The organism is Sphingomonas sp. (assembly GCF_030145815.1).
Taxonomy (GTDB): Bacteria; Pseudomonadota; Alphaproteobacteria; order Sphingomonadales; family Sphingomonadaceae; genus Sphingomonas.
Genome location: NZ_JAIXHL010000023.1, coordinates 1 through 22,390 on the forward strand (window position 1 = coordinate 1; position 22,390 = coordinate 22,390).

General features: G+C 62.8%; 22 protein-coding genes. 4 read left to right on the forward strand and 18 right to left on the reverse strand.

What is annotated here, in order from left to right; all coding sequences use genetic code 11:
- Positions 1-145: 145 nt before the first annotated feature.
- From traW to KYX69_RS17905, 12 genes are read right to left on the reverse strand one after another with little or no spacing between them, the layout of a single operon-like run.
- On the reverse strand, positions 146-775 hold the full coding sequence (traW, locus tag KYX69_RS17850) for a type-F conjugative transfer system protein TraW (protein WP_300499685.1): 630 nt from the start codon (positions 773-775) through the stop codon (positions 146-148).
- Positions 772-1,290: a S26 family signal peptidase gene (locus KYX69_RS17855; protein WP_300499688.1), complete on the reverse strand. Its 519-nt coding sequence runs from the start codon at positions 1,288-1,290 to the stop codon at positions 772-774. Before KYX69_RS17855 ends, traW begins: the two co-directional genes overlap by 4 nt.
- Complete coding sequence (locus KYX69_RS17860; protein ID WP_300499689.1) at positions 1,287-1,673, reverse strand: TrbI F-type domain-containing protein; 387 nt, start codon at positions 1,671-1,673, stop codon at positions 1,287-1,289. The genes KYX69_RS17855 and KYX69_RS17860 overlap by 4 nt, the downstream gene beginning before the upstream one ends.
- On the reverse strand, positions 1,666-2,052 hold the full coding sequence (locus KYX69_RS17865) for a hypothetical protein (protein WP_300499692.1): 387 nt from the start codon (positions 2,050-2,052) through the stop codon (positions 1,666-1,668). The genes KYX69_RS17860 and KYX69_RS17865 overlap by 8 nt, the downstream gene beginning before the upstream one ends.
- Positions 2,052-4,604: a type IV secretion system protein TraC gene (gene traC / locus KYX69_RS17870; RefSeq protein WP_300499696.1), complete on the reverse strand. Its 2,553-nt coding sequence runs from the start codon at positions 4,602-4,604 to the stop codon at positions 2,052-2,054. The genes KYX69_RS17865 and traC overlap by 1 nt, the downstream gene beginning before the upstream one ends.
- Complete coding sequence (locus KYX69_RS17875; protein ID WP_300499699.1) at positions 4,601-5,191, reverse strand: hypothetical protein; 591 nt, start codon at positions 5,189-5,191, stop codon at positions 4,601-4,603. Before KYX69_RS17875 ends, traC begins: the two co-directional genes overlap by 4 nt.
- Positions 5,191-6,072, reverse strand: coding sequence for a DsbC family protein (locus KYX69_RS17880; protein ID WP_300499701.1), 882 nt, complete (start codon positions 6,070-6,072; stop codon positions 5,191-5,193). Before KYX69_RS17880 ends, KYX69_RS17875 begins: the two co-directional genes overlap by 1 nt.
- Positions 6,069-7,412, reverse strand: coding sequence for a TraB/VirB10 family protein (locus KYX69_RS17885; protein WP_300499702.1), 1,344 nt, complete (start codon positions 7,410-7,412; stop codon positions 6,069-6,071). The genes KYX69_RS17880 and KYX69_RS17885 overlap by 4 nt, the downstream gene beginning before the upstream one ends.
- Positions 7,412-8,224 carry a type-F conjugative transfer system secretin TraK gene (locus tag KYX69_RS17890; protein ID WP_300499704.1) on the reverse strand — a complete coding sequence of 271 codons (813 nt, stop codon included), beginning with the start codon at positions 8,222-8,224 and terminating at the stop codon, positions 7,412-7,414. Before KYX69_RS17890 ends, KYX69_RS17885 begins: the two co-directional genes overlap by 1 nt.
- Before the next feature lie 8 nt (positions 8,225-8,232).
- Positions 8,233-8,796 carry a type IV conjugative transfer system protein TraE gene (locus tag KYX69_RS17895; RefSeq protein ID WP_300499706.1) on the reverse strand — a complete coding sequence of 188 codons (564 nt, stop codon included), beginning with the start codon at positions 8,794-8,796 and terminating at the stop codon, positions 8,233-8,235.
- 12 nt (positions 8,797-8,808) lie between these two features.
- Positions 8,809-9,096: a type IV conjugative transfer system protein TraL gene (gene traL, locus KYX69_RS17900; RefSeq protein ID WP_019053870.1), complete on the reverse strand. Its 288-nt coding sequence runs from the start codon at positions 9,094-9,096 to the stop codon at positions 8,809-8,811.
- Between the two features lie 34 nt (positions 9,097-9,130).
- Positions 9,131-9,445, reverse strand: a complete 315-nt coding sequence (locus KYX69_RS17905; RefSeq protein WP_300499710.1) for a hypothetical protein — start codon at positions 9,443-9,445, stop codon at positions 9,131-9,133.
- Positions 9,446-9,816: 371 nt separating this feature from the next.
- On the opposite strand from KYX69_RS17905, the gene KYX69_RS17910 reads away from it, so the two are divergent.
- From KYX69_RS17910 to KYX69_RS17920, 3 genes are read left to right on the forward strand one after another with little or no spacing between them, the layout of a single operon-like run.
- Positions 9,817-10,308 carry a hypothetical protein gene (locus KYX69_RS17910; protein WP_300499712.1) on the forward strand — a complete coding sequence of 164 codons (492 nt, stop codon included), beginning with the start codon at positions 9,817-9,819 and terminating at the stop codon, positions 10,306-10,308.
- Positions 10,301-10,519: an AlpA family transcriptional regulator gene (locus KYX69_RS17915; RefSeq protein WP_283405542.1), complete on the forward strand. Its 219-nt coding sequence runs from the start codon at positions 10,301-10,303 to the stop codon at positions 10,517-10,519. The genes KYX69_RS17910 and KYX69_RS17915 overlap by 8 nt, the downstream gene beginning before the upstream one ends.
- A 14-nt stretch (positions 10,520-10,533) precedes the next feature.
- Positions 10,534-11,331, forward strand: coding sequence for a hypothetical protein (locus KYX69_RS17920; protein ID WP_300499716.1), 798 nt, complete (start codon positions 10,534-10,536; stop codon positions 11,329-11,331).
- 37 nt (positions 11,332-11,368) lie between these two features.
- On the opposite strand, the gene KYX69_RS17925 is transcribed toward KYX69_RS17920, so the two are convergent.
- From KYX69_RS17925 to KYX69_RS17940, 4 genes are all read right to left on the reverse strand, one after another.
- The gene (locus tag KYX69_RS17925; protein ID WP_300499719.1) at positions 11,369-12,802 is read right to left on the reverse strand and encodes a hypothetical protein; all 1,434 of its coding nucleotides are present in this window, start codon (positions 12,800-12,802) and stop codon (positions 11,369-11,371) included.
- Positions 12,799-14,889: an ATP-dependent RecD-like DNA helicase gene (locus KYX69_RS17930; protein WP_300499721.1), complete on the reverse strand. Its 2,091-nt coding sequence runs from the start codon at positions 14,887-14,889 to the stop codon at positions 12,799-12,801. Before KYX69_RS17930 ends, KYX69_RS17925 begins: the two co-directional genes overlap by 4 nt.
- 131 nt (positions 14,890-15,020) lie before the next feature.
- Positions 15,021-15,983: a 3'-5' exonuclease gene (locus tag KYX69_RS17935; protein WP_300499723.1), complete on the reverse strand. Its 963-nt coding sequence runs from the start codon at positions 15,981-15,983 to the stop codon at positions 15,021-15,023.
- Positions 15,949-17,025: a hypothetical protein gene (locus KYX69_RS17940; RefSeq protein ID WP_300499726.1), complete on the reverse strand. Its 1,077-nt coding sequence runs from the start codon at positions 17,023-17,025 to the stop codon at positions 15,949-15,951. The genes KYX69_RS17935 and KYX69_RS17940 overlap by 35 nt, the downstream gene beginning before the upstream one ends.
- A 509-nt stretch (positions 17,026-17,534) precedes the next feature.
- Here KYX69_RS17940 and KYX69_RS17945 point away from each other — a divergent pair.
- Positions 17,535-18,023, forward strand: a complete 489-nt coding sequence (locus KYX69_RS17945) for a hypothetical protein (protein ID WP_300499728.1) — start codon at positions 17,535-17,537, stop codon at positions 18,021-18,023.
- 349 nt (positions 18,024-18,372) lie between these two features.
- On the opposite strand, the gene KYX69_RS17950 is transcribed toward KYX69_RS17945, so the two are convergent.
- Together KYX69_RS17950 and KYX69_RS17955 are read right to left on the reverse strand one after the other, a co-directional pair.
- The gene (locus KYX69_RS17950) at positions 18,373-20,913 is read right to left on the reverse strand and encodes a polynucleotide kinase-phosphatase (protein ID WP_300499731.1); all 2,541 of its coding nucleotides are present in this window, start codon (positions 20,911-20,913) and stop codon (positions 18,373-18,375) included.
- Complete coding sequence (locus tag KYX69_RS17955) at positions 20,910-22,316, reverse strand: 3' terminal RNA ribose 2'-O-methyltransferase Hen1 (protein ID WP_300499732.1); 1,407 nt, start codon at positions 22,314-22,316, stop codon at positions 20,910-20,912. The genes KYX69_RS17950 and KYX69_RS17955 overlap by 4 nt, the downstream gene beginning before the upstream one ends.
- Positions 22,317-22,390: the final 74 nt, after the last annotated feature.

Below are 22,390 nucleotides of genomic sequence, written 5' to 3' on the forward strand. Positions count from 1 at the left end.
GCTCTGATGATCTTGTTCTCATGGTGGTTCCTTCGACTTGTTCAGGTCGAGGGAACCGTAATTATCTGGAGTGAAATCATGGAAAACCGAAGGAAACCTGCGCCTCCTGCCGCCGCGCTCGACATAACGAGGCGACGAAGCGATTTCATGGGCGGACTCCTTGTCGGGAAGGCAGGACGACCTCGCTGACCTCGAGCACCCGGCCATTCTGGCGCACGCGGGCAGGCAGCGCCCTGATCCCGAAATGCGCGATCAGCTTGCCGCCCTGGTCGAAGTAAAAGCGCCGCTGCCGGGCCTTCATCAGCTCCAATGGTGCACCCTTGGTCAGGATGAGCTTGGCGCCCGGCGATGCCTTGAGCGCCCAGGCGAGCTGGTCAGGATCGTCGCCATCGAAGAACAGGAGCTCCGCGCGCAGCGGAACGCTGTCGAGCGGGTTCACCCGGGTCCCGCTGGCATGGATGAGCTCGCCCTTGGCGCCCCGGATATCGGTCTCGAGCGTGATCGTCGGATCAAAGCTCCAGCGGCGAGCCGCGCTCGCCCGGACGAGGCCTGCCACCGGCTCTGGCCGGTTGACGCGCGCCGCCGTGCGCCGCTTCAGCTCCTGATTGAGCCGCTGGGTCTCACCTGATTTTTCCATGGCAGTGAGCCGCGTGTGGATCTGTTCCAGGAGATCGCGTTCGATCACCGGGAACACGGCACCTTGCTGGCCATAGTCCCGCGCATTGGCCGGAACGGCGAGGACAAGCGCAAAGGTTACAAGCAGGGCGCGCTTCACAGGATCGCCCTCCCGCTGCCGAGAATCTGCCCGCGGCAGGCAAAACCCACTTCGGCATAGCGGCTGTCGAAGCCGCGCGGGTGGTCGCTTCCAACATAGTAGCAGTTCCGCGGGATGACGCCTTCGGGTCCGGGGCTGAGCGTCAGCCCGAGACGGGTGCGCGCGAGGCGCGCGCCGACCTTGCGGCCGTTGACCAGGACCTCGGCGCCATCATGGCTCACCACGTCGCCCGGCAGGCCAAGCACGCGCTTTCCGAAAAGATGCGGTCCCTTCCCGAAATGCCGGTCCAGCATTGCCGAGGCTGGCGGCTCGAAGAAGATCAGGCTGCCACGCGCAATCGGCGCCGACTTGTCGAGCCAGAAGGCCCAGTTTGGCAGGCTCGGGCTCGAATTGATCAGGAAGGCATGGTCCTCGCTGAAGGCCGCAAGCGGCGCCCAAGCGAATGGCAAGCCAACGATCCCGGTCAGGAGCAGCGGACGCCGGGCTCCGCGCAGCAGGTGGGCGATTCGGATCATGGCTTCGGCTCCCGGCCGAGCCGAGCGGCAATGCGCTGCTCCAGTTCGGCGGTCGCGTCGGGCACTTCCCCCGCAAGGACCGCCTCGGCCACCAGCACCACGCGGCCATTCTTGCCCATGTCCTGGACCGCAACCTCAGCTGCCTTGAGATAGGCGAGCGTGCGGGCCTGGCCGACTTCAGGGTCTCGGGCCGCGCGGGCTTCAGCATCGACGAACCGCGCAATGGTCTCAGCCAAGCGCACCGTGACGATCTGTTCACGGGGACGGGCCACTTCGCGGCTGACCCAGGCCCCCCACAGCAGAGCGCAGACCGTGAGGAGAACCCCGCCAAGCCGGAGCGCAAGCGTGGGATTAAAAGATTGTAATCGGCGAACGTCAGCCATTGACAGTCTCCTTGGGTGCGGCCGGAGCGAGGGCTGTTTCGAAGCGCTTCAGGAAGCGAGGGATCCGCACCAGCACCACGCCGAGCAGGGCGGCGATGAAGGCACCCTGCAGGTCCTGGGAAAAGGCAATCCGGCGGATTGCGTCCGCCTCGCGGTAATGGTCGGCAAGATTGCCGAGCTGCGCGAACAAGAGCCCCATGTCCCAGCCCGCGAGGAACAGGAACGCAAACAGCGGCAAGCCCAGGACGATGAGCAGGCTTGAGGCCGCAAAGCGCGATGCCTCGATGAGGATAAAGCAGGTGCCCTGCAGGAAAGGGATGAGCCGCATCGACGGCGACCACACACCGATGTGGTCGAACGGGGTTTGATGGAAGGCCATCAGCGCTCTCCCGGAGCCAGGCCTGCGACCGTTCGGATCGCGTCAGCGAGCGGCATGCCCTTCGCTTCGAGCGCCTGGATCGCGGCATAGGTGCCCGGATCGGACGAGAAGATCGTCGCCGAGAGCGGATCGAGCACGAGGCGCCCGATCGCTTCGGTCTCCGGACCCTTGATGAAGATCTCGGAGTATTCCGCACCTGAGCGCTTCAGCGAACGGATCAACGTCTCGGTCCGGTCGTCCATGTCGAGCCGCGCGCTCTGCCGGAAGTCCGAGATTGTCTCGGCCTTCTGCTGCAAGATCAGCATCCAGTCGCTGTTCTCAAGCGCGGCGCGCGCGCCGTCCGACTTGTAATAGTCATTCAGGGACTGGGTCGCGGTTGCGAGCGCGCCGCCGTACTTGCGGGCGGTACGGGCATAGGTCTCGACGAAATCGCCCATCGAGCCGCCCTTCAGCATCGACCAGGCCTCGTCGATCAGCAGCAGCTTGCGGGTCGCTCGCGAGGTCCGCGTCATGGCCTGGCCGGTCATGAACATGATCGCCGAAAGAACGACGCTTCTGAGTTCCTCACGGCTCGCAAGGTCACTCATCTCGAAGACCGTGAAATCGTCATCGAGCGCGAAGCTGGCCTTCCCTGAGAAGAACCCGCCATAGCTGCCGCCCCGGCAATAGGGCGCAATCGCGGTCGCCAGGTTTGCCCCTAGCTCGCCGCCGCCAACTTCGAGCGCTGCCGCGATGTCATCGATGCAGCCGCCGCTCCCGAGCGTGTTCCAGACCGTGGTGACGGCCCGGTCGATCAGGCCCCGCTCGGTATCGCTGGGCTTGTCGTCATGACGCGCCATCTGCCCGATGATCGCCTTGATCATGGCAAAGCAGTCGAGGCGGTAATCCTCGTCGGCCTCAGCCCGGGCATCATCGACCATCGAGAAGGGATTGAGCGAAAAGCCCGCAGCGAGCGTGAACTCGACGAAGCGCCCGCCCTGAAGCTTGACCGAGTGCTCGAACGAGCGGCCATCGTCGATAACCACGACTTTGGCACCCGCACCGCGCAGGGCCGCACACAGCTCCTGGAGCAGGACCGACTTGCCCGACCCGGACTTGCCGCAAATCGCGATGTTGTGGTTGCCAGCCCCGTTCTCGAACGGTGACCACCAGAACGGCTGCCCCCGCCGGCCGACCAGCAGGAGGTGGGGAACCGTGCGGCCCAGGTACTCGCCCTGCATCGGCGCGATATTGGCGGCGGTCGTCGACAGCATCGTGCGCATGCGCTTCAGACGCAGCATGTCGTCCGCCAACCCATCGGCGAGACTCAAGGGGAACGCGGCGACCAGACCCTGGAGCTGGAGGAAGCGCTCATCGGTGAGGTCCCAGCCTGCCGCCTTGAAGATCGCCTTGATCACGCGCTCATGGGCATCGCCCGAGCCCAGCGGGGAATAGCTGGTCAGCCCGTAGAATAGCTTCACCAGCTTCTTTCCGGCCTGGAGCTCGTTCTGGACGTGGCGCCACTCGGCCGACTGGTCGGCAAGCTTGGGGAGGAAGCGCGCGCTCTTGGTCTGGCTGAGGCTCGTCGTGCGCATGAACTTGTAGCCAGCGCGGGCCGAAGCTGCCTCCTGGTCCGGATAGACGAGACACAGCATCGTCGCCGTCGGACAGGGAAAGCGCAGCTTGTCGGCGAACATGTCACCGATCAGCCGCGCGCACTCCCACGGTGCCCAGCGCTCAGGAAACGAGCGCACGGCAAAGTGGCGAACGTCGAACGTATCGGGGAGGCACACCCCAACCTCGGGGTTCCCGGCGCTGTCGCGGCCCATCTCGCGAAATCGCTCGGTCCTCAGCACCATGCGGTCGTCCTCGACTTCAAGCTCGATATCGGAGCGGATCGCCTGGACATCGATCTGCTCGAGCGGATTCCAGGTCTGGCGCTCGGGCTCGCGCGCCGTGGTCGGCGAGGTCAGCTCATCAACGAGGCCGATCAGCGCCGAAGGGCGCAGCGGATGCGCATCGAGCCCCAGCGAATGGATGAGACCCAGTAGAGCCTCGCGGCATTCGGCAAGCTCGGCATCGGTGACATTCGTGTTTTCCGGGACACCGAGCGAGACGATCAGGCGGCTGCTCCGCAAATGAAAAGGGGCGAAGGCCGAGCCGCTTTCCCAGACCAGATCATAGAACCGGGCAAGCCGCTCCCGGGCGATCGCCTCGTAGATCCCGCCCTGTTCATAGCGCGGCGCAAACCACGGGGAGACGATCTGCCCGATCCGCGGGCTCGCGAAATTGAGCACCTGCAGGCAGGCCCCCTGGGGCAGTCCTTCAGAGAAGAACTGTCCCAGGATTTCGCCGGTGCGCTCGTCGGCACCGATCAACGGCGTCACCTCGAGGATGAAACCCTTGGAGCGGGCGTTGCGGTAGAGCCCGGCGCTTTCGTCGAAGACCCGGTAAGGCAGCCAATCGGACAACATGTCGAGACCGAAGCGGGCCCGCGGCTTCTCGGCTGACGCCGTATCGGCAAACAGCGCACCCATCAGGGCATCGCGGGCTTTGGCAAGGGAGAGGCTCACGGTGTGTTTCCTTCCTGGGGAGCAGGCTCCCCTTGTCCTGCACTGAGGTGGGGGACCCGGGGCGGGAGGGGGGCTGTCCCGGGTCCCCCGGCCGGCGCGTGCTGCAAGGGGGCAGTCAGCACGTCCGGCAAGGCGGAGTTGGTGTGGTCGGTGGTGTCTGTGGCGGTCGGCGGCGCTTCGCCCTGCGGCTCGCGTGCCGTGGCGACGGCCCGGGCAAGCGCCCGCGCAACCTCGCGGCGGCTTGCCGGATCCTGGAAGTGCGTGTCGGCCGGTTCCGGCAGCGGCACTTCGACAATGCGCGCCTCGTGGTTGCGGCCCTGCGCGTCCCGATAGGCGGCCAGCACAACCTTGAGGGTGACCGAAGTCGAAGCGGCGGTCGCCGGATGCTGCACGGAGAGAACGTCGGCCTTTTCACCGACAGTCTCGGTCGCCCGGCCATCGATCACCGAGGTCGGCGCGCAGTCTCCCTCCGGTGCCCGGCAGGAGAAGTTGCCCTTGACGTTGCCGCCGAGCACCGCGCAGCCGCTGGTTGCCAGCAGGAGGCCGAGCAGTGCCGCGCAGCGAGGCACATGGCTGAAGTTGTGCATCAGCGGCCTCCCTTGTTAGAGGCGAGGCCGAGGAATTTGCGGATTTCAGCAGCCGGGCGATAACCCTGCAGCACGGCGCCATCGCTGGCGCGCACCAGGACCGGCGTGCCCGAGAAGCCCTGCGCCCGGGCAAACGCCTCATTCGCATCGAGGCCCTGGACCTTGCAGCCCTTACGCTGCGGCACGGCCTCGCCGGCGTAAGCCTGGTGCAGTGCCTTGACCGGATCGGCAGCGCACAGCACTGCTTCAGAAATCTCGCGGCTCTTGGCCCCGAAGATCGAAATCGGCCGCTCCTCGACCCGGACGCCTGCCTTGACCAGTTCGCCGGTCAAGCGCTGGCAATAACCGCACTGGAAATCAGAGAAGACGACTACCTTGGGAGCATTCGCCGGTCCCCACTGGATCGCGCCGTCCGCCGGCAGACGGGTCAGGTCCACCTTGGTTGCTGTCGGCGCCGGCGGCCCGGCATCCTGCCCGGTTTGTTGCCGAGCATTGTCTGCGTCCGCCCGTGCCGCCCCTGCCGCCAGGAGATCCGGGTTGAGCTCGAGCAGCCGCGCTGCCGTGACATCGCGGCGCGTCTCCATGTCATAGAGGCGGCCGACCATGAGATATCGGGCGGTCTCATCGACGTAGAACAGCGTGTTGCCCGAGACCACTTCGCACAGCCCGCCAAAGCCTTCACAGGACAGGCCGGTGATCGGCGTCTTGGGCAAGCGGGCCAAGAGCGCTGCGCGCACGGTGCTGGCCAGGCCCTGGGCCCGTGCCGGCTCAGCGGTGACCGCGGCGAGGCCGAGGCTGATCACGGTGAAGGCTGTGGTGACAGCGAGGGCCGCAGTCGCAGCGCGCGCCTTCAGGCCCGGCTGAAATTCCGAATACTTCATTTCGTATTGCTCCTGACATGAACGCCGTCGAGGAAGACGATCTCGACCTCGATGCCGGTCGGCATCTCGACGACGGGTTGGTATTGTTCGGCACGTTCGATGAGGTACTTGCTCACCGTGTCGGCAGCTTCGCCCGCGCCCTGGCCAAAGCCGCCCGCGACAATGTCGGTGGGCGAGAGCGCCTGGCGCTTGCCGTCAGCGCCGATCTGGCCCGTGAAGACGCCATTGGCGTTGGCGGAAAAACCGCGACCAAAGCCGCCGACGATCCCGGCAAGCAGGGCCTGGCCCACGAGGCTGCCCTCGCGGCTGACGACGCGGCCGCGCACGCCCGACTTGCCGGCAAAGCTGATGAAGCCCTTGACCTCGCTCACCGCATAGCGCCCGCCGGGCTGCGCGCAGGTCATGCGGGCAAGCTTTACGTAGACCTTCTCGCTGCTGAGGTCGCCGCGCGCTGCGCCATTGACGAGACAGCCGGTGAGATCGGTCGTCAGCACCTTGCCGCCCCGCATGACCGAACGCGCTGGCCCGGTAATCCGGAGCACCACGGGCAATGGATCGGTCTGGCTGGCAACGCCGGTCGAGGCGTCGACGCCCACGATCACGCGCGCCGGCGCATAGCTGTTGGGCGGCAGGTAATCGCGGCTATCCTGCAAAACGAGCGGCGGGGCTGCATTGTCGGGGGCGGGCTTCTTGGGACCGGCAGCGCCGGTCTCGAAGCTCATCAGGCTGACCTTGCCCTCCTCGGGCAGCGGACCGCTCGCTGCCGTCCGGCCAGGGACAGGCGCTGCGCCAGGAGGCACGCCGGGACCGTAGGCCGGGGGCGGCGCCGCCGCCGCTGCCGAGGCACGCGCGGCCTGGTCGAGCTGCGCCTTCAAGGCGGCATTCTCGGCCGAGATGGCGTCGATCGCGGTCTGGCCGTCGGTCCGCATCTGGCTGTTCTCGGCCTTGAGGCTTGCGAGCTGCTGCTCGAGCTCCGGCCGCGAGACCTGGCCTTCCTTGAGCGCTTTGATCTCCCGGTCCTGGGCATCGGCCCGGTTGCCGTAGGTCGCGACGAACTCGCGTTCGGATAGGTTGCGATTGACCAGCCCGCCCGTGTCGATGCTCACGGTATCGCCAGAAGCGTCCGCGTGTCTGTCGTCGTCGCCGCTGAATAGGAAGGCTGCCCCGCCGATCAGCGCGATAGCGCCGACGCCTGCGAGCAAGGCCTTCTGCCGCTGCGCGATCTGGTGGTTGAGGTTGCGCCTGCCAACCTCACGCCGGCTTTCCTGGGTGGCGCTGGCATCAGCTGTTTCAGGGGTCTGGGGAACCGGATCGGTGGCCGGCTTGTCTGCGTTTGCCATTATTCCAGCCCTCCCTTGCGGAAGACGAGGAAGGCGCTGGTCACTTCATTGGGCGCGAGAACATCACGGCCATAAGCAAAGGCAATGGCGCCAGCGGGGCCTTCGCGATCCTTGCCGAGCTCGAGCGGCGCCTTGCCGAGATTGCGCAGGCGGAAGCGCTGACCAGTCAGTTCAGCGCCGGTGTATTCGGCGACCAGCTGGACTTCGATGGTGCCGGTCTTGCGCGGCAGGCCGAGCTCGGTTCGCCCCACAAAGCCTGGCAGTACCGCGTCGCCCGCCATGGCCTCGATCAGCCGGATGGCTGCATCGTCCGGACCGGTTTCCCGTTCCCATTCTTCGGCATCACGGACCTTGAGCGCCGGATTGGTGACGAAGACCTGGCTCGCCTCCTGGGCAACAGTCCGGCAGGCGAACTTGTAGACGAACCCGGCCTTGCTCGTGGCAAAGAAGCTCACCCGGTCCGAGGCAAATTGCGGCGGCACCGAGATGTAGATGTCGCCGCGAACCGGCTCATGAGTGATCGTGAAATCGTTGTAGGGATAGGCGCTCGCGATCTTCGAAACGTTGGCAAAGCCATCGTCGATCAGCGCAATGCGGGTCAGCTCGCCGCGCGAGAGCGTGCAGTCGATCTTGGCATTGTCGGCTGCCTCGACAAACTGGTCAGCACGAGCAGGGGCTGCGCTAAACGCGAGAGCGCAAAGGGCGAGCCCGAAGGCTTTCCAGCCCGTATCGATGCGCCTCGTCGCGCCAAGGCTGAGGCAGGCGACACCGGCGCCAAGCGCCGTTGAAGCATAAGGTGTGAGAGCGCTCATGGCTGTCTTCAATCCTTCTGGCTGGGGTCGGGCAGCTGCTCGAAGCCGGTGAGCGCGAGGGAGAGGCCCCGCTTGCTCCAGCTCAGCCGGAAGCTGCGATCGTTGCTGGCGATCACCTGCGCGCCGACGAAGGTCTTGAGCGTGCCGGTGACGGTCGAAGTGAGGCTGCCTGGGTCAACATCCATTCGGCGGATGACGAAGGCCTGGGAGATGTCGGAGCCGCGCTGTTCCTCGACGATCTTGACGAGCTCGCCCTTGAGTTGCCCGTGAGCCGCCGGATCGGCGAGCTTCAGGATCTCGCCCATCCAGTAATCAAGGCCCTGTGGGCTGCGGTTGAGCAGCATCAGCGCGGTGTCGCGGGTCACGAGCTCGAGATAATGGGCGTCCGGCCCCGCACTGGTGAGCGACAACCGCTCGCTCGTCACGGGCACGAGGACGACCTCGCGGTCCCGTGTGGCAGCAGCCCCAAGCCCCAGCAGGCTCGCAAGCCCGAGCACCCCGGCTACCACCGCCAGGCGATTGCGCTGGCGCAGGTATTTCTGGGCCTCTTCGTAGGCGAATTCAGCGCGCATGGCGTTCCTCCCTCAGCCGGCCAGGAGACGACAGTGGGAGGGCGGCGTGGCCTTGAGCCCGAGGAAACCCCCGGGCAGGTACCAATAGGCAGCATGCACCAGCGCCGAGCCCGCGTTTCCGGATTTCGCCTTCCGCAAGACGAACCAGGCCGCAAAGGCGAGAGCGATCCCGATGAAGATGTGCTGCGCCAGGATCCCCCAGGCAAAGGGGATCAGCAGCCCCGCGAACTCGTCGATGGTCCAGAAGCCGATGAGCTCCGGATCGTCGAGCCGTTGGGGTACGAGGTACTTGTCAGCCATTATGCCGCCCTCCCGCCGTGACCGGATCCGCTGTTCAGATGACCGCGGTCACGACCGAGGTGACGATCGGCACACCGGTGCCGACGCCGATGCCGACACCCACCGGAACGGCGACCTGGCCGAGCGAGAAGCGCCCGGAGGCAAGGCCGATGAGGCCGCCCGCAAGGCTGAGAACGGTGATGATCTTGCCGCCCGAGCCTTCGAGGAAATCGGTGAATTTGGTGAGGGCCGGATCGAACGTGGTGTCAGCGCCGGCATAAGCCGCACCGGCACCGGCGAGCGCCACGAGAGCGGGCAGGATATAGTCCTTGAGCCGGGAATGGCGGGCAAGCGGAACAGGGGTATTCATGGGCAGGACCTTTCGAAGGTTGGTCAAACAGCAAGCGGCCTCGCCGTTCGCTGTCTGTTCTTCGTGATCCCTCGATGGCCCTGTAGGAAATCGAGACCTGCTCTTGCGGCAGCGCGACCAAGCAAAAAGCGACGTGAAAGACCCGTCGTGCCGACCTTTGCGCAATGTCGAACGGTCAGAGCGCCAATTGGGCCGGATCCCGCGCGGCGCTCGCCGGAATTTGCGCATCGGCGTCGGCTTTCTGCGCGAATCGCCAAAGCGGAGTGATTCGGCCCTTCCTCTATGTTCCTTTTATGTTCTTTTCATTTTCCTACACCCTTCCTCTTGGCTTAGCCGACGAGTCGATCATTTCAGCCAGAGGAGAAACAGCTATGATCGACATGGGCGTACTTGGTGAAACCCAAACCCGGCAGGAGCTCGCGCACCTGCTGCACACCGCCGTTGAACGGAGCGGACGCAACCGCTGCGAAATTGCGCGCGAGGCCGACATTCATAAGGATGCGCTGCGCCGGACACTGATCGGGGAGCGCAGCCCCAGTGTAGGAGAAGCCTTGCGGATTCTGGCCTCATCCGGGATGCCACCGCACGCTCACTTGCTGTTGTTCCTCGGCGCTGGCGGGGACCAGGCAACGCGCTGGCTTCAGACCGACATCGCCAGGTTCTTCGAGGAGCTTATCTGTGAATTGCCCGCCGCTCTCGAGCGCGTCCTTGGCAACCAGGTACACGACGTCAAGCCGCGTTGGGCCAAGGGAACTGCGCACCGGGTGGCCCGGCTCCTCGCTGATCATATCGACGAACTCGAGCGCAAGGATGCCCTGCTGGGGGATATCTTTGCGGCGACCGTTGGAGGTCGTCATGACTGAAAGTGCTATGCCGCCGCCAGCAGAGCCGAAACGCGTGACGCGGCTCATCCGCTTCAAGGAAGTTCAGCACCGTGTCGGGCTGGGCCGGTCGACGATCTATCGCTGGATGGCCGAAGGGAAGTTTCCCAAGCCGGTCCAACTCGGCGGATACGCAGTTGCTTGGGCGCAGGAGGACATCGACGCATGGATCTGCAATAAGGGCACCAACTGATTACAAGGCGCCCCATGTCCCTGACGTTGTTTGAAGAATTTGCCACCGTCCTCACCAGCCTGAGCGATGCAGAAATCGACGATCCGCAGTCGGCTCAAAGATTGAAAATGGCCAGCGAACACATCGGCGCGCGACATGTGGAGATGATCTACGCCCCGTTCGATCACATCAACACATCAGCGCGCGTCGTCGTTGTCGGCATGACCCCTGGCCGGTTCCAAGCAGCCAATGCGCTGCGAGCCGCGCGGAGGGCATTGCTAGAAGGGCGATCCGTTGCGGAGGCCGCCTCTGCAGCGAAGACCTTCGCCAGCTTTTCCGGTGAACCCATGCGGACGAATCTTGTCCGCATGCTCGATCTCATCGGTGTCGGACAATGGCTGGGCTTGGCGTCAACGGCTTCGCTTTGGTCCGAAAACGGCGACCTCGTGCATTTCACATCGGCGCTGCGGTATCCCGTGTTCGTCGATGGACAGAACTGGTCAGGGCAGCCCGATATGGTCAAGACGCCCGCGTTGCGAGGTTGGCTCGAGGCCTATACGGGCCAAGAGCTTCCTGCGCTGTCCGATGCGGTGATTGTCCCTCTTGGGCCGAAGGTCGCTGCGGCTATGCAAGCTCTTGCGGCCGAGGGTCTGGTAGATGGTCGCCGGATATTGGATGGGCTACCCCATCCCAGCGGGGCCAATGCTGAGCGGATCGCGTTTTTCCTGGGCGACAAAGCAGCAGAGCGCTGTTCAACAAAGACCAACACAGCCGCGCTTTCGAGGGCAAAGGCGGACCTTCAAGCTCAAGTTGCAGCATTCACACAGCCCTAATTCGCTGAGCAGGATCTGCTTTGCCCAAACACCGAAGTCAGAACACGGGGAGGTCATTCTGGCTTGAAAAGACCTGCACGGCACGCCAACCAATCTTGCCTGTTTTTTCCTTACGCCTGACAGCAAGACAGGAAACGTCGTATGTCTGCCCCGTATCGAAACCTTTCGCCAAATCAGGCGGAACAAAGATGTCATCGCGGGAGGCGCGGATGAAGGCAAAGGCTTTACCTTCATGGCGTTCTAAACGACCCGAGAGCGTTTCGCAGAGCCCCGGCAATTCCGCCGCATCCGACAACCGCCAATCTAACGGCGGACCCTCGGGTTCTGCACGCCCCACTTCCACAATCGTGCCGGCAACGAGGTCGGCGATCTGGGGGAAGCTGGCGTGCTTCAGGGCGATCCCGGTATTCACGCCGGTGGCGACATAGCTGAGCGCCCTATCATTGTTCACGTGATCCACCACGCCTTGAACGTAGGTAAGACTCTTACGGTCCAAGTTGCGAAGAAGGGCCATGGCTGCTGGGCCCGCATCGGGCATATCCTGCATCCCGCCGTTGGCATTAATGCGCGCATACCACTCGCTGCTGGCTAGTTGTTGCAGTTCTTGGGGGATCTTGTACCCAGCCTGTTCGCGGTATTTCAGTGCAAGCGATATCTGACGCGCAGACTCGCCATAGCGCTCTGCAAGCGCAAGTCTGTTGGCGAGATGAATGCGGATTTTCGCCACCTCTTGCTCTTCTCTTGCGAGCTGTGTGGCATAGGCAAGACATACCAGAGCGTCGTCGGGCTGCGACTTTTCGAGTATCTCGCCCAGCAAGGCCCAAGTCCAGGCTGCGCGTGCCTGGCGCCGTAAAACCAGCGCCAAACGCTGGATCGCAAGCTCATCCTCGCCACGAGCGAGGTGAGCTTTGCTTTGGTAGTAATTTAACCACTGATCGTTGGGGTGTTCGGCCAGCGACTTGTCGAGAATGCCCAAACCCCAGTCAATCAACTCGGAAGACGATTGACCATCGGCAAGACGGGCGACTGCCTCCCTGCAGATTGCTCGTCGGAAACGCTGTTCCAGACTATCGATGGTCTTACCTTTGTCATTGACGAACGGCTGCCGATCCTCATCGGAAAAAGCATCGATCCCGGCCCACCGCGCAAAGCCAAGAAATTCGCGCCAGTCTTTCGAAACCTTGCCGGACAGACGCAACATCTGGGAAAAGGCAGTATCGCGTCTCAGCAGGTCTGCGAACCTGACAAACTCCCGCATACAAGGCGTAAATTGGTTGTTCAGTTCAGTGGCAGACAATTGACCTGCCTCGTACCGGTCCACCACAGCCTTTATCTGGTCATAGAGAACCCAAGCATATGCACGCAAAAACCAGATATCCGAAGCGTTCGCTCCGAGATTTTGCCTAGCCACATCCAACGCTTCGGATGAACGCCCCTGCTTCCGTAGTTTGAATATGACATCGGATGTCATTGATTGCCAACCGTATCCGCTGACATGAGCCTCTTCACATCTTCGTAGAGTCCGTTGGTGCGCCCTGGTCCGCCCACCTCTTGCGCAGTCGTCCAGGTCGACTTGCCGTTGAACGAAAAGTCGATATCCCCGCGTCGTGAAGCATCAGCGACACTTACGCGCAGGCGGTATGGCGACAATTCAACTCCGGTGCGTGCGATGGGTGACCCAGCCAGCGCGCGGTCCATCAAATCGAGGAACTCTTGAATGAATGCGTCGAGCTGGATGGCATCCTTCTTCCCGGCAACCTCACCGAGAATGGCGAGTGCATCATCGGCAAGCAGGCGGTCAGACACAGAGCCAGGCACTTCACCGGATCGACTGATCTTAAACTGTCCGTTGTAATGGTACTGCACAGAAGCACGCTTACCTTCGCGGGTCAGCGTGTAGCGCTCGCAATAGTCGAGATGCCGTAGTTGATCGATCGTGATACCTCGCGCATACCACGCGGAACGAAGCTTCTGGTGAACTTCCATCAGCGGGGCGACTGAGGAAGAGAAGGAGAAGCGATCCCAGTCGGGATCGCCAGACGGGTCCCGACTGGCGCCTTCGGCGATTGCGCTTTCCTGATCTTTTCCCCGCCAGATCTGGTCATTATACGGCTCAAACTCCGGAGGATTTATGAGCACCAACCTTTCTGCTGCTCGGGTAATCGCCGTGTAGGCCCATCGATAGAAATGCTCGTTGCGAGGATCGCCAAAGCCATCGAAGTCCACGACAACGGTTTTCCATTCACCTCCCTGGGCCTTGTGGCAGGTCAAGGCGTAGCCGTACTTCACCTGGAGCGCGTTAAAATACGCATCGTCGCGAATGGTCCGCTGAAATTCCTCGGAAGCTGGCCGAAGATGCGGATGCCGCATCCGGAAGTCGACTAGTAACGCACGCTGTTCAAGCGCGGATAATTGGCGACCGGGTGCATCGAGAAGATTTTCCAGGACGAGCGTGTCGTGCTTGACGATGGTTCCGTCGGTGTCACGAAACGCCAGACTGACCTCGCGGAACGAAAGATCAACACGATGCCCTCCCCGCAAAGGCACCACAATTGTCTTCGGTTCGGCGCCAACTTTCATCACGCGGACCAGATCACCGTTACTGAAGGGTGGCTTGTTCTTGTTGACGAGAAGCGTTTCACCGATCTGGATCGGCATGCCGGCATGGCCCCACCGGCGTTCCCTGATGGTTCGATTGTATTCCAGTGCAATGGAGTTCGAGTGCACGACAACCACACTTGAGTCCCGGTCGCGTATACCCTTCTCGACGAGATCGACGGCCTGTCGGACATCGGCGCGCTGGATATCTTCGAGTTTGGAGGTCAACGAAAACCTGTTGAACCTCCTCGCTTCGATGGCGTCTCGAATTTCGCGGGCACGAGCCAAGATGGCGCTTCCCTGTGCCTGCCTCATCACGGTCCGCAGTTCGAACGATGCGACTCGCAGGCCAAACTCGCGCGCGAGATATTCGTCCGAGAGGGCAGGTGAAATGTTATCTCCCACCGGCGGGAGCTGAGCTGGATCGCCTACGAACAACAACTTCGTCAAAGGCGGTTCGGTCCGCCCCGGCCGCTTCGCTCTCACGAACTGCACGACATCGCTCAACAGCCGTCCAGAGCCGAACTGCATGAAGTCGCCGGACTGCTCCTTGTCCCCCACCATCGAGGACTCATCGATCACGAAGAGCGAAGCGGTTGGCTCGTCGGTCTTGAGCGGGAAAACCAATCGGACACCGGGATCGTTCTCCGCTTCAGCGTTTTCGTTGACGCTGACTTTCGGTGAGCTGTAGATTTCCTTGTGAATCGTCGAACTACCGTAGGCACTGTCGCCAGCGATCTGACCGATTTTGTTACCGATAATGCGGGCCGCTCGGCCGGTCGGTGCCATCAGCGCGCAGGACAAGTTCATCTCATCCAATGCTTCAATCAGCCTTGCTATGAGCGTTGTTTTGCCCGTTCCCGCGCTGCCACGCAGAATGAAAGCATCGAGGTCATCGTCGCGCAGAAAGGATTTGATCGCTTGAAGCGCGGAAGCCTGCTCCGCATTTAACTCAATCACAAAATTCCCCTGCTGGCCAAGCGAACGAAAAGAGGCATTGCCTCCCGGCTATCGTCCACGAGTTCGATCAAAAAATGCTGAATTGAAAGCGCAAAAGCCAGGGGCAGCGCTAGGCCATGCGGCAACCTCTATTAGTCGCATGGGGTGATGCGCCGCGAATAGCGGTTCTGCGCCGTGATTTTTGCGGTTCTGATAGCCTTGTCGGATCTGTAAACTTCGGACCGCAGAAACGACTTTTCGCCCTCCAGTTCGGCCTCTCCAATATCTTTCCACCAAGCCCGCGGTAGCCCGTTTGCCTCGCCATTCCAGCGATACCCGCGCTCTTTAAGCACATCCTTCGTTTCGAATGGGGCATCCTCTGCCCAGCAGCGAAAGGAAGTGCATCGAGCCGAAGCGAGGAGTTGCGAAAGTGCCCCTTGGCCGCTGACCGGCAATTCCCGGGCGAGAAGCTCGATTGCCGCACGGCAGTCGCTCTCGGCACGATGACGGTCGTAAAAAAATCCACTGCTGAGCGCCAAGAACGCGAGCTTGCTGCTTTCATAGCCCTCGTCGCTCCAGCCAATTTCGCTCATCGAACAAGCCCAAGGATTCTGCTGCACCATTGGGCAAAATCGCTCGATGAAAGGTCGATCGAAGGCTGCATTGTGGGCGATAATGAGGTTGCGACCCGCAAATTCGGCGACGGCATTCGGATCGATCGCTTGTCCGGCCACCATGTCGTCGGTGATACCAGTTATCTTTGTGACCTCGGCCGGAATGGTGGAGCTCGGCTGCCGCAGACCAGTGAAGGCCTCCCCAACACAGACGACTTCGTCTTGGTCGGAATAGTAGAACGGGACCATTGCAAGTTCGATGATCTCGTCATGGTCGGGGTTAAGGCCAGTAGTCTCGACATCAAGAAAAATTGCGCGACGCGCACCATCCGGTGCGGGGCCGAGATGTATTTTTGGCTTTAGTCGCCGCGAGACCTTAAAGTCCCCGCTCGACTCAAGCGCCGCTATCATCTCCTCTTTGTGCAAATCGCTTTCCTTCGTTGCGCTTGAGCTTCTGCGCTTTGTGTCAAAATCTAGCACTCTCAGTATCCGAGTTCGCATCTGGCCGCCTAGTCAACCAGGCAAACCTCGCTGGATCCTGTGCAAGCAGATAGTCACCAATGCGTCGACGTTCCTGGAAGGGTAACCGTACCAGCAGTGATCGCAGATCCTGGTCAATGGCCTCCTGTGACGCGCCCAGTTGCTCGGCCCTGGCGTACCAATCATGCCCTCCCGCAAGGTCACCGCGCTCAAGTAGCAAAGCCCCCAGCAGCGTGCAGGGTCGGTAATCTCCGGGCGTAAGGCTATGGGCTTGTCGTCCAAACGCTTCAGCTTCTTCAAGCCGGTGCAAATCGCGCATCGCCCCGCCGCGAGTTGTGGCAAGGGCAGATTGAAGCTTTGACGGGAGGGAGGTTCGCGCCAGCGCTTTTTCGGTCAAAGACAGGGCCCGCTCGGCATCACCCGCCTTGCGCCAATGGCCACTGGCGTTGACTGCGTTCCAGGCGTCACCGGTGCGCTCCCACGCTTCGGTTAGCGCTTGGGCCTCTAAGCGATGCCACGCCTTCTGCAGTTCATCGGTCCAGCAGTATTCGGCCTCGGCTCTGAGCCAAGCCACGTCCTCGGTGCGGACGCGCTGCCCTTTCTCGACTTGCTTCAAAACACCGATGACGCGCCCGTAATGCTCGTCATCGACGTAGCCCAATCCAAAGCGTCGGCGGAGATCTTTTGCCTCACGCTTTCGGCGAAGGACCGGATCGTTCGCCATGGCGGCAAAAGTGGCCCTCACTGCGTCCGCCTTAGCGGCAGCAATTCGCGCGGCTTCAACTTCTGCCTCGGCGGCCTTGATCGATGCTTGCTGGATTCGTGAATTACGCTCCGTGGCGGCTTGAGCTTGAAACTCAGCCAGTAGCAGCTTTCCACTTGCCAATGCATCAAGAGCGAGCAGACCCGTCGATGCAAGGAATTGCCGTGCAAGCGGCGTAATCTGAGCTCCTACGTCGATCCTCTGGAGAATGCCGTGCAATCGAGCTCCGGGCTGGTGTGCACCAGGGAGGTCATCGACCAGGTAGCGCTGCGCCAATGCGGAATTATGAGCGGGGTTCATAGGCTCCTGGCAACATCTGTGGTCCTGCTCGCCGCAAGTGCTTTCACAGCGCAGCAGGTCAAGTCTTCAATCTGGCAGTCCGCTCTTAGAAATCTCTTAAACGTCAGCCATGTTCAACTGATTGGTTTCGTGCTCATCGGCACGGTACCTGCTCAAAAGCGACGATCTTCACCGTCGCGTTGTCTGTCGTAATAAACGCTTGCAGTCGGCATGGGCCGAACGGCGCTCCGTGATACGGATATGCTAGCGAGCCCCCTAACTTACCGATCGGTAAGATTGCTCGCGTTGACCGACGTCTTCGCGCCGATTCTTACCGATCGGTAAGAAATCCCCTTGCTATCGGTGCGAGCGCCTACTCTGCTGACGGGAGAGCTTGATCGGGATGTCTAAAGGCATCTTGGTCAACCGCGTCCACTCGCTGATCTTCAACTGATTGGTTTCGTGCCCATCGGCATGTAGCCTTCTCGAAAGCGGCGATCGCCACCGTCGCATTGTTTGAGAGAGTTGCGATGACGAAGACCAGACGCAAAAGGAAGGCTACGCCTAAGCCGGTTTATTCTCTCAGGGCGGAGATTCAGGTGGCCTGGCCCACCTATTATGTCGTCGACGGGCCGGAGCGCCGCTTAGACGAGACATTCGTCCGGCTGAAGTGTGTGATCGTCGAGACCAGTGCAATGCTTGAGCAGCACAGGGGAGAGGAAATTGAAATACGGCTCGCCTGCGAGCGATTTCTGCCCGACGTCTCCCAATCGGCTCAGCGAGCGCAGCTTTCTCTAATTCTTCGCAAGAACCTTCGTTCGATGATGGCTTATTTGCCCCCGGACGCGATTTGGGCATTACCAGGGATCATCGCGTCTAAGGCGATTACCCACGTCCAGGTGGATTGCGATGAACTCTACCGAGGCGTGGCCACTGGCGTGAGCATCTACCTTTCTACGCTAGCCGAAATGCACTTGCTCGAGGCGCGTTCCGTAGAGGGGAGGGCGCGGGATGCATGACGGGGTAAGGGGCCGTCCTGAAGCCCGAATCAAAAGGCCCAGTTTCTGCATTTGTTCCTGTGCAGGAATGGCGGAATTCCGAGACTTTGAAATTGCCAGAGTCCCTAAAAAGGCATCGAACCAATACGTTAGTTGCCTAGTGCGGGCGAAATTGTGGGCCTTTCCAAAAACCACATCGCCTAAAATACTGATTTAACACAGGAAAATGGGGTAGACGTGAGTCCTCTTCTGGCACCATTTTCCTAAAGCATTGGCCACTTCTGTGCCTCACGCCCCGGGCGGTCGGGGCGCGGCTGCTCGAACCGCGCGCGCCAGCACCCGGCGCGCGACGGGCGCGCCGGGGTTTCGTTCACAGCCGCGGATCGACCGGCTCGGTTTCCATCGCCAGCACCCCGAATACCGCCTGATGCACGCGCGTCAGCGGGGCGTGCTCGACGAACCGGTGAAGCGCCTCCAGCCCCAGCGCGAACTCGCGCATCGCCATGGAGCGCTTGTGGCCGAGACCGCGCTTCTTGAGGCGTGACAGGTTGTCGGGCCGATCATAGTCGGGGCCGTAGATGATCCGCAGATATTCGCGGCCGCGGCATTTGATCGCCGGCTGGAGCAAACCCTTCTGCCCGCGCGCGATGAAGTCGAGCGGCTTGACTACCATGCCCTCGCCGCCCGCGGCCGTCATCGCTTCCCACCAGGCGACGGCGTCGGCAACCTGCACTGCGTCGTCGAGGTCGATCCGGCGGTAGTCGGTCGCAACCAGCATAGCCGGATCAGCGGAGGCCAGGCGGTGCGCCATCGTCATGTGCCAGAGATGGTCGCGCGTATCATGCACCGCGCTTTCGCTGGCGAGCAGATGGAACGGCGCGATGCGCAGATCATCGATCCCGGCGAACGGCGCGACATAGCGGTTGTAAGCCGCGCGGTAGCGCACTGCGTCATCCAGGCGCGTTGCCGTCGCGTCGGCCAGCGCATCGACCGCCACACCACGCGCCCGCGCCGCCGCGAGCGCCTGTGACGCCGCATCCAGCCCGGTGATCGCCGCCGATCCCACCGCCGCATATTGGCCGCGCACCAGCGACCCGGCCTTCATGCTCCACGGCATGATCTCGGCGTCCCACAGCACCCAATCGGTGCCGAGCTCATCCCACAGGCCCGACGCCTCCATTGCGGTATCGAGCCGGTGCATCGCCGCCGCCTCGATCGCCGCGTCGTTGAAGAAGCGGCGCCCGGTGCGGGTGACGATCACGCCACGCGAACCATCATGCACGCCGAAGCGCTTCTCGGCGACGCCCTGGGTGCGCGCGAGCACGATCAGCGCGCGCGATCCCATATGCTTCTCTTCGGCGACCAGCGTCTTCACGCCCTTCGACCCGTAATAAGCGAACGCCTCCTCCGGCCGCTCGAGCCAGCCGTCCATGGCGCTGGTCTCGGCCGGTGACATGGTGGGCGGGAGATGGATCAGCCAGCGCGGATCGACCGCATAACGGCTCATCACCTCGAGCGCCGCAGCGGCATTGTCCTCACGCACCGTGACGAAGCCATAGAGCCGCGTCTCGATCACCTGCTTGCCCAGCACATCGCCGATGTCGAGTTGATGCTGGCCAAGCCCGGTGTCCGCCGCCGGAGCCTCGAGCGGCCGGATCGGCTCGTAATAGGTCCGCTCAGCCGGGACCGACACCAGCTCCAGCTCGGGATAGCGCAGCGCGGTCAGCTTGCCGCCGAACACGCAGCCCGTATCGATGCAAATAGTGCCGTTGACCCAGTTGGCGTCGAGCACCGGCGTGTGGCCATACACCACCTTCGCCTTGCCCTTGTAATCCGCCGCCCAGTCCCAGCGCACCGGCAGGCCGAACTCGTCGATCTCACCAGTGGTTTCGCCATACATACAGAAGCTGCGCACCGCCCCCGATGCGCGGCCCTGCATTTCCTCCTTGAGTCCCGCATGCGCGACGACGAGCTTGCCGCCGTCGAGGACATAATGGCTGATCAGGCCGTCGAGCCATTGGCGCATCTCGGCGGCGAACTCGGGCGGCTCGCCCGCGAACTGCTCAATCGTCTCGCCAAGGCCGTGGCTGACCTTGACGTTGCGACCGTCGAGATGGCGTTTCAGCTTATCATCATGGTTGCCGAGCACGACCATGCCGGTCCCGCTATCGACCGTGTGCTTGGCAATGCGCAGCGCGTCGGGCGAGCGTGGCCCCCGATCGACGAGGTCGCCGACGAAGATCGCGCGACGACCCTCAGGCGGGGTGACGCTGACCTGCTTGCCGTCCCAGACGACCGCATAGCCGAGCTCGCCGAGCAAGGTCTCAAGTTCGGTCGCGCAGCCATGGATGTCGCCGATAATGTCGAACGGCCCGGTCTCCTCGCGGCGGTCGGTCCACAGCCGCGTGCGTGTGATCTCAACCGCATCGACCTCCTCGACCGAACGCAGTCGGTGGACGTAGCGGATGCCCTCACGGTTCATGCCGCCGATGCCGCGCTTCAGCGCCTGGGCATGGCGACGCACCGGGCCGTCGCCGAACTGACGATCGGGCCGGTCCTTGTTGCGCGCTACGGCGATCTCGACGGGCAGGTCGAACACGATTGCGACCGCCAGCGCGTGCCATTTGCGCGCGAGCGCGATCAGCGTCTTGCGCGACTCCGGCTGGACGTTGGTCGCGTCCACCACGGTGAAGCGACGACCTTTGAGCCGCTTCTCCACGACATAATGCAGCACATCGAATGCATCGCCGGTCGCACCCTGATCGGTCTCGTCATCGGCGACCCATCCGCGCATCCGGTCCGATGAGATGACTTCAGTCGGCAGGAAGTGCTTCGCCGCAAAGCTCGACTTGCCGGTGCCCGAGGCACCAACCAGCAATACCAGGGCAAATTGGGGAATCTCGATCTTCATGCCGCGGCCTTCGCTTCGTCCATGCGGGTAAAAATGGCGACCTGGGTCGGGTGGCCATGGGTCGGGTCTTCGCTGCCGATCCCGTCGAACCGCACGGCATAGCGATGGGCGAGGCCCACGCTCTCCGCCCAGTGCCGGAACTCGGCGCGGGTCCATTCGAAGCGATGGTCGGGGTGACGCATCGCGTCGGACTTCATCCCCTCGAACAGCGCGTTATATTCGCGGTTCGGCGTTGTCACGATCACCGCGCCGGGCCGGGCATGGCCGAACACATTTGCCTCGAACGCCGGCAGTCGCTCGGCCTCCATGTGCTCGATCACCTCGATCACTGCGGCGACGTCGAAGCCCTTGAGCCGATCGTCGCGATAGACGAGCGAGCCCTGGAGCAGCTCGATCCGCTGGCGCTTCATGTCGGGCATATGGTCGAGCTTCAGGCGATCGCCGGCACCGGCGAGCACGCGCGGCGCGACCTCGACCCCGGTGATCTTGGCGAGACCCGGCAGCTTGAGCAGCTCGCGCAGCAACCGCCCCTCGCCACAACCAAGGTCGATGACGCTCGCCGCACCCAGCTCGCGGATCAGCGCGACGACGCGCTCCATGCGCTGGTCATTGAGCCGGATCGGCTTCTCGATCGCCTCCTCGGCCGAATCCCGCGCGGCATGTTCCTCCGGCTCCTCGGCCTCGACGCGCTCGTCGAGCTGCTGCCGCGCCTTGCGGACCAGGCCGCCAAAGCCGCGCAGGTAGCGCCGCACGATCAGCTCACGGTCGGGATGCGTCTCGAGCCAGCCCTCGCCCTTGCGCAGCAGCTTCTCGACCTCGGCCTCACCGACATAGTAATGCTTGTTGTTGTCGAGCACCGGGATCAGCACGAACAAATGCGTCAGCAACGCGGCCAGACGCACCTGCCCGCTCAGCTTCAGCGTGACATAGGGGCTGTTGCCCCAGTCGGGATGCGCGGGGTCGAGCGGGATCGCCTCGACCTCGACCGTATAGCCGAGCGGCGCGAACATGCGCTCCAGCAGATCCAATCCACCGCGCGCAGGCAATGGCGTGATCATCGCCTCGAGCGGGATCGCCTGGTCGGCCAGCTCCTGGCGCAGCTTCGAACGTCCGCCCATCGCGGTGTTGAGCAGCCGCCCCAGCGCGACCGACAGCAGCGAAGACGCCGCATAGGGGCGATCGTTGACATATTGATCCTCGATGCTGCCCTTGCCGCGCACCAGCTCGACGGCGTCCACGTCGAGCGTGATCGCCGCGGTGCAGCGCGCCTCGGTCGCCTCGGGGTAGAACAGGGTCGCCTTGCCGAAGCTCAGCTCGACCTCATGCACATTGTCCGGGTGCTTCATCAGCAAGAAGCCGAGATCGGTCGCGGGCTGATGCGTCGTGGTGATCGTCAGAAGCATGGGATGATCCAGATATGAAAAAGCCCCGTCGAAGGCTCGGCGGGGCTGCGGTCATGGTCGGGTGATGGGAAGTG

Bases quoted from the DNA above. Each gene is read 5' to 3' on its own strand.
- KYX69_RS17885 (WP_300499702.1), bottom strand. From the start codon at position 7,412: ATGGCAAACGCAGACAAGCCGGCCACCGATCCGGTTCCCCAGACCCCT.
- KYX69_RS17910 (WP_300499712.1), top strand. From the start codon at position 9,817: ATGATCGACATGGGCGTACTTGGTGAAACCCAAACCCGGCAGGAGCTC.
- KYX69_RS17945 (WP_300499728.1), top strand. From the start codon at position 17,535: ATGACGAAGACCAGACGCAAAAGGAAGGCTACGCCTAAGCCGGTTTAT.
- KYX69_RS17890 (WP_300499704.1), bottom strand. From the start codon at position 8,224: ATGAGCGCTCTCACACCTTATGCTTCAACGGCGCTTGGCGCCGGTGTC.
- KYX69_RS17915 (WP_283405542.1), top strand. From the start codon at position 10,301: ATGACTGAAAGTGCTATGCCGCCGCCAGCAGAGCCGAAACGCGTGACG.
- KYX69_RS17940 (WP_300499726.1), bottom strand. From the start codon at position 17,025: ATGAACCCCGCTCATAATTCCGCATTGGCGCAGCGCTACCTGGTCGAT.
- KYX69_RS17875 (WP_300499699.1), bottom strand. From the start codon at position 5,191: ATGCACAACTTCAGCCATGTGCCTCGCTGCGCGGCACTGCTCGGCCTC.
- KYX69_RS17950 (WP_300499731.1), bottom strand. From the start codon at position 20,913: ATGAAGATCGAGATTCCCCAATTTGCCCTGGTATTGCTGGTTGGTGCC.
- KYX69_RS17955 (WP_300499732.1), bottom strand. From the start codon at position 22,316: ATGCTTCTGACGATCACCACGACGCATCAGCCCGCGACCGATCTCGGC.
- traL (WP_019053870.1), bottom strand. From the start codon at position 9,096: ATGGCTGACAAGTACCTCGTACCCCAACGGCTCGACGATCCGGAGCTC.
- KYX69_RS17880 (WP_300499701.1), bottom strand. From the start codon at position 6,072: ATGAAGTATTCGGAATTTCAGCCGGGCCTGAAGGCGCGCGCTGCGACT.
- KYX69_RS17905 (WP_300499710.1), bottom strand. From the start codon at position 9,445: ATGAATACCCCTGTTCCGCTTGCCCGCCATTCCCGGCTCAAGGACTAT.
- KYX69_RS17865 (WP_300499692.1), bottom strand. From the start codon at position 2,052: ATGGCCTTCCATCAAACCCCGTTCGACCACATCGGTGTGTGGTCGCCG.
- KYX69_RS17925 (WP_300499719.1), bottom strand. From the start codon at position 12,802: ATGACATCCGATGTCATATTCAAACTACGGAAGCAGGGGCGTTCATCC.
- KYX69_RS17895 (WP_300499706.1), bottom strand. From the start codon at position 8,796: ATGCGCGCTGAATTCGCCTACGAAGAGGCCCAGAAATACCTGCGCCAG.
- KYX69_RS17855 (WP_300499688.1), bottom strand. From the start codon at position 1,290: ATGATCCGAATCGCCCACCTGCTGCGCGGAGCCCGGCGTCCGCTGCTC.
- KYX69_RS17860 (WP_300499689.1), bottom strand. From the start codon at position 1,673: ATGGCTGACGTTCGCCGATTACAATCTTTTAATCCCACGCTTGCGCTC.
- KYX69_RS17920 (WP_300499716.1), top strand. From the start codon at position 10,534: ATGTCCCTGACGTTGTTTGAAGAATTTGCCACCGTCCTCACCAGCCTG.
- KYX69_RS17935 (WP_300499723.1), bottom strand. From the start codon at position 15,983: ATGCGAACTCGGATACTGAGAGTGCTAGATTTTGACACAAAGCGCAGA.